Raw genomic sequence first — 8963 nt, forward strand, 5'->3', positions numbered from 1 at the left:
AGGACTCGGTGAGGCCTAGAAAATATTATGAAATAACTGAAGCCGGTAAACAGGAATTAGCACAAGAACAAGCCCAATGGTCTCAAGTGAATTCTGTACTTGATGCTATCTGGAATGTTAAACCATCTAATAGTTAAGCCATGTTTGATTTAGATATAGCAATAGAAAAGTGGCTGAAGCAACTTAGAAAACACCGTGCTTTTGATGATGGTGAAATCAGAGAGATGGAGCTTCATTTAAGAGACCATATTGAAGATCTTATGTCTGGGGGAATAGTTGCTCAGAAAGCCTTTGAACAAGCAGTGAGTGAGTTTGGAGAGATTCCGGCCATGGCTCAAGAGGAGTTTAGTACTCAAAAAAGAAGGTTCTCATTTAAATCATTACTATTCTCAACCATGCTAAATAACTATACTAAAACCTCTTTGAGAAGGCTTTTAAAGCATCCCGTAAGTTCGGTTATTAATATATTAGGAATAGCCATTGCCATCGGTATTTGTGTTTTAGTCTACTCGTTTGGTTACTGGATTGAAAAGACCGATCAGCATCATCTCAATAAGGACAATATTTATCTTACTACAGCATTCATAAACAGGAATGGTACAATGCAGCAATGGGGTATTTCGCCCAGACCTTTGGGTGAAATGATGAAGGATGACTTTCATCAGATAGATGACATTTGCAGAGTAAAGGAACTGAATCTTGTGATCAAACTAGATGATAAAGTGTTCCATGAAAAAGCAACCTTTGTGGACCCATCTTACCTGCAGATGTTCACCTTCCCTCTTGAGAAAGGGTATCCGTCATCGCTAAATGATAACTCAAGCATTATTCTTAGTGCTGAAATGGCCAAAAAGTATTTCGGAGAGAATGATCCTATTGGAGAGGATTTGTTACTAATAGTAAGTGGAGAGGAAAGAAAACTATTTAAAGTAACTGGGGTAGCTGAAGAGTTTCCAAGTACACATGCCATTGATTTTGATTTCCTGGTTAACTATCAAAATTCATCATGGGCAATACCGAATTACGATCAGGATGATTGGACTCAGACTATAGGTGCAACCCTAATTCAGGTGAAAGATCCTAAAGATTTAGAGGGTGTAAAAGCAGGAATGGGGAAGTACAAAGTGCTACAGAATGAGGCCATGGAAGACTGGAAAGTTGATAATTTCAAGTTTGAGCAATTAGCTACACTTTATCAGAATTCGCCAGATATCAATAAGACGATTTCTAATCGCTACTATAGAACCAATAAAATGTCATATAGTATTCTTACAATACTAGCGATTTTTATGCTCGCTCTGGCGTCAGTCAATTACATTAACATTTCAATAGCAACTTCAACCAAAAGATTGAAGGAGATTGCATTGAGAAAGACGATTGGTGCCAATAGAATGATGCTAATTCTTCAGCACTTGGTAGAGAACATCTTAACTACAGTTTTGGCTTTAGTATTAGGCATGGCATTCGGGAAATTTATTTTGGTGCCTTGGTTTGAATACCAAAATGGATATAATTCTGGCTTTCACCTTTTAGATGTAAATCTCTGGCTCTACTTAGGCGCTGTAATGATAGTGACAGCATTAATCTCTGGACTGTACCCGTCATTGTACATTTCTAGTTTTCAGGCGGTTAATATTTTTAAGGGAAAAATTAAGTTTGGTAAAGGCAACTTGGTGACCAGGGGCTTGCTTGGATTTCAACTTGTCTTATCAAGCATATTAATAATCTGCGCTATTATGTTTACCCAGAACAGCGTCTATTTACAGGAACGAAGTTGGGGCTACCAGCCAAATAGTGTTCTGCATGCTGAAGTAGATGATTTCACCATGTATGATAAGCTTAGAAATAAAATACAACAATACCCTAATGTGGAGCTTGTTAGTGGTGGATCAGATCACATTGGTGTTCATAAAAGTCTGAAGGTTCTTAAAAAGCAGGATAAACAATATGAAATTTCATCCATAGCAGTAGATGCCAATTATTTAGAGCTAATGGGCGTGGAAGTTGTAGCAGGACGTGATTTTACAAAGAGCCTTACCGCTGATAAATTTTCCATTATTGTCAATGAAACATTTATAAATCAATTGTCCTTAGTCAATCCTATCGATGAAGAGTATGAAATAGATACTACAAAGTATACAATCATAGGTGTAGCTAAAGACTTTCATTTTAGTAGCTTCTCTAATGAGATTGAACCTATTATTTTCATGCTCGCTGACCAAAACCAATACGAAAGCCTGACTTTTAAAGTGAGTAAGGGTACTGAAATGGAGGCTTTGGCCAATTTGAAGAAGGAGTGGGCAAGTTTATTTCCAGAAATTCCTTTTAGAGGCGGACTTCAGGAAGATGTTTGGGGAGGATATTTCTCTTCCTTGGAATGGCACGGGGAGTTTTGGCGAATAATTGCTTATGTGACAGTTTTTATGGCGGCTTTGGGATTATTCGGTCTTATCTCACTAAATGTTTCTGGTAGAGTTAAAGAGTTTAGCATTAAAAAAGTACTGGGCGCCAAAATAACTCACTTGGGTAAAAACATTATGAAAGATTACATGTGGCTTTTTACCATTTCGATCATTTTGGGTGCTCCAATTAGTTACTATTTAGTGGGATTCTTTTTTGATACAGTTTATACCTATCATGTTCCTTCAAATTTAGGTAGCGTTTTAATGTCAGGTATAATCCTAATAGTCGTGCTGTGGATAGTAGTAAGTATACTCTTAGTGAATGTGGCAAAATCAAATCCAGTTAATGGATTGAAAGAGGAATAAATAAAAGAGGCCGATCATTCGATCAGCCTCTTTTTATTATCTCAGATAGAAAGAATAATAGCCTTGTCTGCCTTTACTGTTTACCCCTTCAATAACTACTCGACCTCTGATTTTTTCAAGTATATCAACCAACCTCTCAGGGTCTTTAATGGCATTTCTATTGATGTCTGTAATGATGAAATCTTCACTAATGCCAATTCTCTTAATCAGGCCATTGTCAATATTAAACACTCTTACACCATAGTCAATATTAATCAGGTCACGCTCAACTTTAGGAACGGTTTCAAATTTAGCCCCCAAAGATTCTGAGGTATAGATTTCTCTTTTAAGAATGCTTGTTGTGCCTTCTCTATTAGTTAATACCAGATTAGCGTTTGCTGTTCGGCCTTCTCTTTCATAAGTAATAACAACCTTATCACCAGGCGAATGATAACTCAATTCCTCTTCAAACTGGCTTCTGCTATCTACTACATGATCATTAAATTTGACAATGATATCGCCTTCTTTTAATCCAGACTTTTCTGCTGTACCCTCCTTTTGAACATAGGATAACAAAACGCCATTGATATTATCCTGATCTACATTTATATCCAGCCTCTCAGCTATTGTGGCATCAAAGTCAACAACTTCTCCACCGAAAAATGCCTTTTGCACCTCTCCATATTCAATAATATCAGTAACTATTTTTTTAACAATATCTACAGGTACAGCAAATCCATAACCTGCATATGAGCCTGTTTTAGAAAGAATGGCGGTATTGATACCCACCAATTCACCATTCTTATTCACCAACGCACCGCCACTGTTTCCAGGGTTAATTGCTGCATCTGTTTGAATAAATGACTCTATTGGAAATTTGCCCTGCAATATGTTGATCTCCCTTCCTTTAGCAGAAACGATACCTGCCGTCACAGTAGAAGTTAAGTTAAAAGGGTTGCCTACCGCTATTACCCATTCTCCTACATTTAAAGACTTAGAACTACCGATTGTAATAGCAGGCAAATTATTGTCCTCAATTTTTAATACCGATAAGTCGGTTGATGGATCAGTTCCTATCAACTTGGCGTCATAAACTTTTTTATTATAAACCACTTGCAGTTTATCAGCATCCTGAACCACATGATTGTTTGATACTATATACCCGTCTGCAGAAAATATCACACCAGAGCCACTGCTTATTTGCGTCTGACTTCCAGGATCTCTGTCAAAAATGTAATCCAGATAACTGCGTCCGTATGAGCGCTCCGAAATGTTTTTAATATAAACTACGCTTTTTGTACTGGCCTGACTTGCGCCTACAAAATCTTCACTTAAGCTAGAGGAGATGTCTCTGGAGGGAAGTGGTGTGCTGGTAGAATTGTTTGAAGCGAAATTGACAACAGGCGTAGATTGGACTTCATTCTGTTTGTTCTGATCAACTTTTAACTGATCGTATGTGTAAGCACCACCAAGGCCTGCAAAAAATGAAACCAAAATGTACAAGACTGTTTTACGCATAGTATTTTAATTTTTCTTTGATATAAACAAAAATTGTGCTGATTTCTACAACGTGACAAAATGTAAGGTGTTGCTAAAAATATACAAAAGATTCATTCTGAATTAAACACTCAAATTAGCCGTCAAGATATAAATTTCACATCTTTGAATATTCAGAAATAGTCATCTATGGGAATACGTTCGTTTTTCGGAAAGCCATTTGCCAGATACATTGCAAACCAAACTAAAAAGTGGTCTTCAGATCCTGCCGGGTCACAGCAAAAAGTTTTTGATAATCTTGTTAAAAAAGCTGCTTCAACCAAATTTGGTAATGATCACAATTTTGGACAGATTAAGAATTATGATGATTTTAAGGCAAATGTCCCCATTCGTGATTATGAGCAACTGAAGCCGTATATTGAGGAAATGGTTGCTGGTAAACCGGATGTTTTATGGCCGGGTAAACCCATTTATTTGTCTAAGACATCAGGCACCACTTCTGGAGTTAAATACATTCCTATTACTAAAGACTCTATACCTAACCATTTTGTAAGTGCCAGAAATGCCGTGTTGGCTTATGTGGCAGAGACCGGAAATGCTGATTTCTTAGATGGCAAGTTGATTTTCCTTTCTGGTAGTCCGGAGCTTTCTAAGAAGAATGGTATTCACGTAGGGCGGTTGTCTGGCATTGTTAATCACCACGTGCCGAGCTATCTACGCACAAATCAAATGCCTAGTTATGAGACTAATTGTATTGACGATTGGGAAACTAAGCTGGAGAAAATTATTGATGAGACGCTTGACAAGGACATGACCTTGATCTCTGGGATACCACCTTGGGTGCAGATGTATTTTGACAGGATTCAGGCAAGAGTAGGAGATAAGAAGATTAAAGAGGTGTTTGAGAATTTCTCCATGTTCGTTTATGGTGGGGTGAACTTTGAACCTTACCGAGCTAAGCTTTTCGATACCATTGGAAAGAAGATTGACTCAGTGGAGACCTATCCAGCATCTGAGGGTTTTATAGCTTATCAGGATTCTCAGATAGAACCCGGGTTGTTGATATTGCTGAATAGTGGAATCTTTTTTGAGTTTATACCAGCAGATGAATATTTCAATGAGAATCCTACAAGACTTAAGATAGACCAGGTGGAGTTAGGTGTTAATTATGCCTTGATTATTAACAGTAATGCCGGACTATGGGGGTACTCCATTGGAGATACTGTAAAGTTTGTATCCAAAACACCTTATAGATTGCTAGTGACAGGAAGAATCAAGCACTTTATTTCTGCCTTTGGTGAGCATGTGATAGGTGAGGAGGTTGAAAAAGCCATGAAAAACACCTGTGAGAAGTTTCCTAAAACAGAATTGATAGAATATACTGTAGCCCCAAATGTTACGCCCAAAGAAGGTTTGCCTTTGCATGAATGGTATGTTGAATTTGCCACTGAACCAAAAGATTTGGAGGCCTTTAAAAAAGAGCTAAATTTGCAACTTCAAAAACTGAATACCTATTATGATGATCTCATAACAGGCAACATTTTGAGGGGGTTGGAAATCATCGTGCTCAGAAAAAATTCATTTATAGATTATATGAAATCAGAAGGGAAGTTAGGAGGACAAAACAAGGTGCCCAGACTTTCTAATGACAGGAAAATAGCCGAGGCACTCAATAGCCTACAATAGGTATTTTAAATATTCAAATATCATTAGCATCAATACAGAAAAGAAAAATATAGCAATTCTCGGCTCAACTGGATCCATAGGAACTCAGGCCTTAGAAGTAATCCGGTCGCACCAGGATAAGTTTGAGGTTGAAGTGCTGACTGCACAGAATAACGCAGACCTGCTGATTCAACAGGCTGTTGAGTTTAAACCTAATACAGTCGTTATAGGTAATGAAGACCTTTATGATAAAGTGTTTTCTGAATTAGATGCACATGACATAAAAGTTTATTGCGGTGAAAAAGCATTGGCTTCTGTTGTTGAGATGGATACCATTGACTTGGTTCTCACTGCTCTTGTAGGTTATTCAGGTGTAAGGCCTACAATAAAAGCTATTGAATCTGGTAAAAGTATTGCCCTTGCCAATAAGGAGACCCTGGTAGTGGCTGGTGAGTTGATCACCAAATTAGCTGAGGAAAAAGGGGTTAATATTTACCCGGTAGATTCAGAGCATTCAGCCATTTTTCAGTGTCTGGTTGGGGAGTTTCATAACCCAATTGAAAAGATAATATTGACCGCCTCCGGTGGCCCATTTAGAGGAAAAACCAGAGAAGAATTATTGACTGTAACTAAAGCTCAGGCTTTAAAACACCCTAACTGGGATATGGGCGCCAAGGTTACTATAGACTCTGCATCGTTGATGAACAAGGGTTTAGAAGTAATAGAGGCCAAGTGGTTGTTCGGTTTGAAGGCTGATCAGATAGAAGTGATTGTCCATCCACAGTCAATTATTCATTCTATGGTACAGTTTGAGGATGGTTCGATTAAGGCACAGATGGGATTGCCAGATATGAAATTACCTATTCAATTTGCCATGGGTTTTCCAGATAGACTCACCTCTGATTTTCCGAGGTTTAACTTCACGCAATACCCGGCCCTAACATTTGAGCAACCTGATATGAAAACATTTCGTAATCTAGGTTTGGCCTTTGATGCATTGGATCAAGGAGGTAATATGCCTTGTATTTTGAATGCGGCTAATGAAATAGCGGTTGAGGAATTTTTAAAAGATAATATAGGTTTTCTTGAAATGTCGGATGTTGTGGAACAATGTATGAGTAATATTGCTTTTATTAAGGCACCTTCTTACGAGGATTACGTACAGACAGATAGAGAAGTAAGAATTAAAGCATTAGAAATAGTAAATAAATAGATGGACGGATTAGTAATGGCGGCTCAGATTATACTGAGCTTATCAATTTTAGTAGGGGTGCATGAGATGGGTCACCTATTAGCTGCCAAGTTTTTTGGTATGCGTGTGGAACAATTTTCAATTGGTTTTCCACCAAAATTATTCAGTTTCAAATATGGAGAAACAGAGTATGCACTTAGTGCCATTCCATTAGGAGGATTTGTGAAAATCTCAGGGATGATTGACGAATCAATGGATAAAGAACAAATGAAACAACCACCACAGCCGTGGGAGTTTCGTTCTAAGCCAGCATGGCAGCGATTAATCGTTATGCTAGGTGGAATATTTGTGAATGTGGTAACAGGTATTCTAATCTTTATTTCATTGACCTATATTTTCGGAGATCAGATTATCTCTAAAGATCAGGTTAATGCTAATGGAGGTATTTTGGTAAGAGATCTTGGTAAGGAAATCGGTCTTCAGGATGGAGATAAGATTGTAAAAATCAACGGTAAAGATTTTGTTGATTTTAGCGATGTGATGGATACCAAAGTTTTCCTTGGTGACGCTGCATACTATACAGTACAGAGAGGTAGCGAGCAGGTAAATATTGAAATACCAAATGATTTTATCGAGAAGTTTAGTGATGAAGATGCATTTGGAAATTTTATTGTTCCTAAAATCCCAATCTCAATTGTTGAAATGAACGATAATACCCTGGCACAACGTATGGGGTTAAAGGAGGGTGATATATTTGTAAGTTTAGCTGGTCAGGATATTATTGAATTAACTGATGTGAAGAATATAATATCAAGCTATAAAGAAGACTCTATAACTGCTACTGTAAGAAGAGGTGATGAATTGATGACCTATGCTGGTGCTGTAAAAGGCGATAGTGTTTTAGGTGTAATGGTAGGCTTACCAGAAGGTTTCTTTACAACGAAAGATTATGGTTTGGCAGAGTCAGTTCCGATGGGAGCAGAAAGAGCATTTGGTGTAATTTTTACTCAGATTCAGGCCTTTGGAAAAATGTTTAGAGGTGAACTTAATGTTAGAAAGTCACTTTCAGGACCGATTGGTATTGCTAAAGCATATGGAGGTACTTGGGACTGGCAGAGATTCTGGAGATTGACAGGCCTACTTTCAATGGTATTGGCATTTATGAACTTACTACCTATACCTGCTTTAGACGGTGGTCATGTAATGTTCTTATCTTATGAAATGATTTCTGGGCGTAAGCCGTCAGATAAATTTTTGGAGAATGCTCAGAAAGTCGGAATGGCCTTCTTACTGTTATTGATGGTATTTATAATTGGTAACGATATATTCAAGGTGTTCTTCAATTTCTAATTGAACAATAACTAAAAAAAGCCAGACCTGAATCTCAGGTCTGGCTTTTTTGTTTTCTATTTATTTTGACTGTTAGATGCCGCAATTTGTAGCTCAAGTCTTTTCATCTCTCTGAGAACACTATTCGTATTCATTTGCATCCAATGCCATATTTTAATAAATCCCACACTCATCATACACCACAGGGCAATACCTAAATAAATAAGCATTTCTTTTAAAGTATCGGCATGATAGAATTGCACCGAACAGTAAACTACTGCACCAAAGAGTAGAAAAGCCATGATGAAAGTTAGAATGTAAAGGTTCTTGTTTTTACCCTTGAATACTCCCAAGGTCATATCTATGATATTCTGCTCTCCAAGCTGATCATAAAATTCTGCTTCTTCTTTGCTCAAAGCTTCATAAATAATTTTGTCGATTTGTTCATTAGTATTTTTCATGATTCACCTCCTTATATTTTCTTTTTAATAATTCTCTAGCGTAAAAAATTCTTGATTTAACAGTTCCTTCTG

6 protein-coding genes are annotated in these 8963 nt (G+C 37.5%); 4 read left to right on the forward strand and 2 right to left on the reverse strand.

All coding sequences use genetic code 11. The annotated features are described in order from the left end of the window. Positions 1–140 precede the first annotated feature (140 nt). Positions 141–2768: an ABC transporter permease gene (locus tag E1140_RS15635; RefSeq protein ID WP_155185906.1), complete on the forward strand. Its 2628-nt coding sequence runs from the start codon at positions 141–143 to the stop codon at positions 2766–2768. A 36-nt stretch (positions 2769–2804) separates the two neighbouring features. On the opposite strand, the gene E1140_RS15640 is transcribed toward E1140_RS15635, so the two are convergent. Then, on the reverse strand, positions 2805–4265 hold the full coding sequence (locus E1140_RS15640; protein WP_185153629.1) for a S1C family serine protease: 1461 nt from the start codon (positions 4263–4265) through the stop codon (positions 2805–2807). Between the two features lie 168 nt (positions 4266–4433). Between E1140_RS15640 and E1140_RS15645 the strand changes: the two genes are divergently transcribed. Genes E1140_RS15645 through rseP form a run of 3 tightly spaced genes read left to right on the forward strand, consistent with a single transcriptional unit; the run spans position 4434 to position 8451 of the window. Further along, positions 4434–5930, forward strand: a complete 1497-nt coding sequence (locus E1140_RS15645) for a GH3 auxin-responsive promoter family protein (RefSeq protein ID WP_155185909.1) — start codon at positions 4434–4436, stop codon at positions 5928–5930. 28 nt (positions 5931–5958) lie between these two features. Further along, positions 5959–7122, forward strand: a complete 1164-nt coding sequence (locus E1140_RS15650) for a 1-deoxy-D-xylulose-5-phosphate reductoisomerase (RefSeq protein WP_185153630.1) — start codon at positions 5959–5961, stop codon at positions 7120–7122. Next, positions 7123–8451 (forward strand): RIP metalloprotease RseP, encoded by a 1329-nt coding sequence (gene rseP, locus E1140_RS15655; RefSeq protein WP_155185912.1) that lies wholly within the window; start codon positions 7123–7125, stop codon positions 8449–8451. Between the two features lie 56 nt (positions 8452–8507). Here the strand turns inward: rseP and E1140_RS15660 are convergent, their stop codons facing one another. Further along, positions 8508–8891 carry a DUF6768 family protein gene (locus E1140_RS15660; RefSeq protein ID WP_155185915.1) on the reverse strand — a complete coding sequence of 128 codons (384 nt, stop codon included), beginning with the start codon at positions 8889–8891 and terminating at the stop codon, positions 8508–8510. Positions 8892–8963: the final 72 nt, after the last annotated feature.

This window comes from Fulvivirga lutimaris (assembly GCF_009711525.1).
GTDB classification, from domain to species: Bacteria; Bacteroidota; Bacteroidia; order Cytophagales; family Cyclobacteriaceae; genus Fulvivirga; species Fulvivirga lutimaris.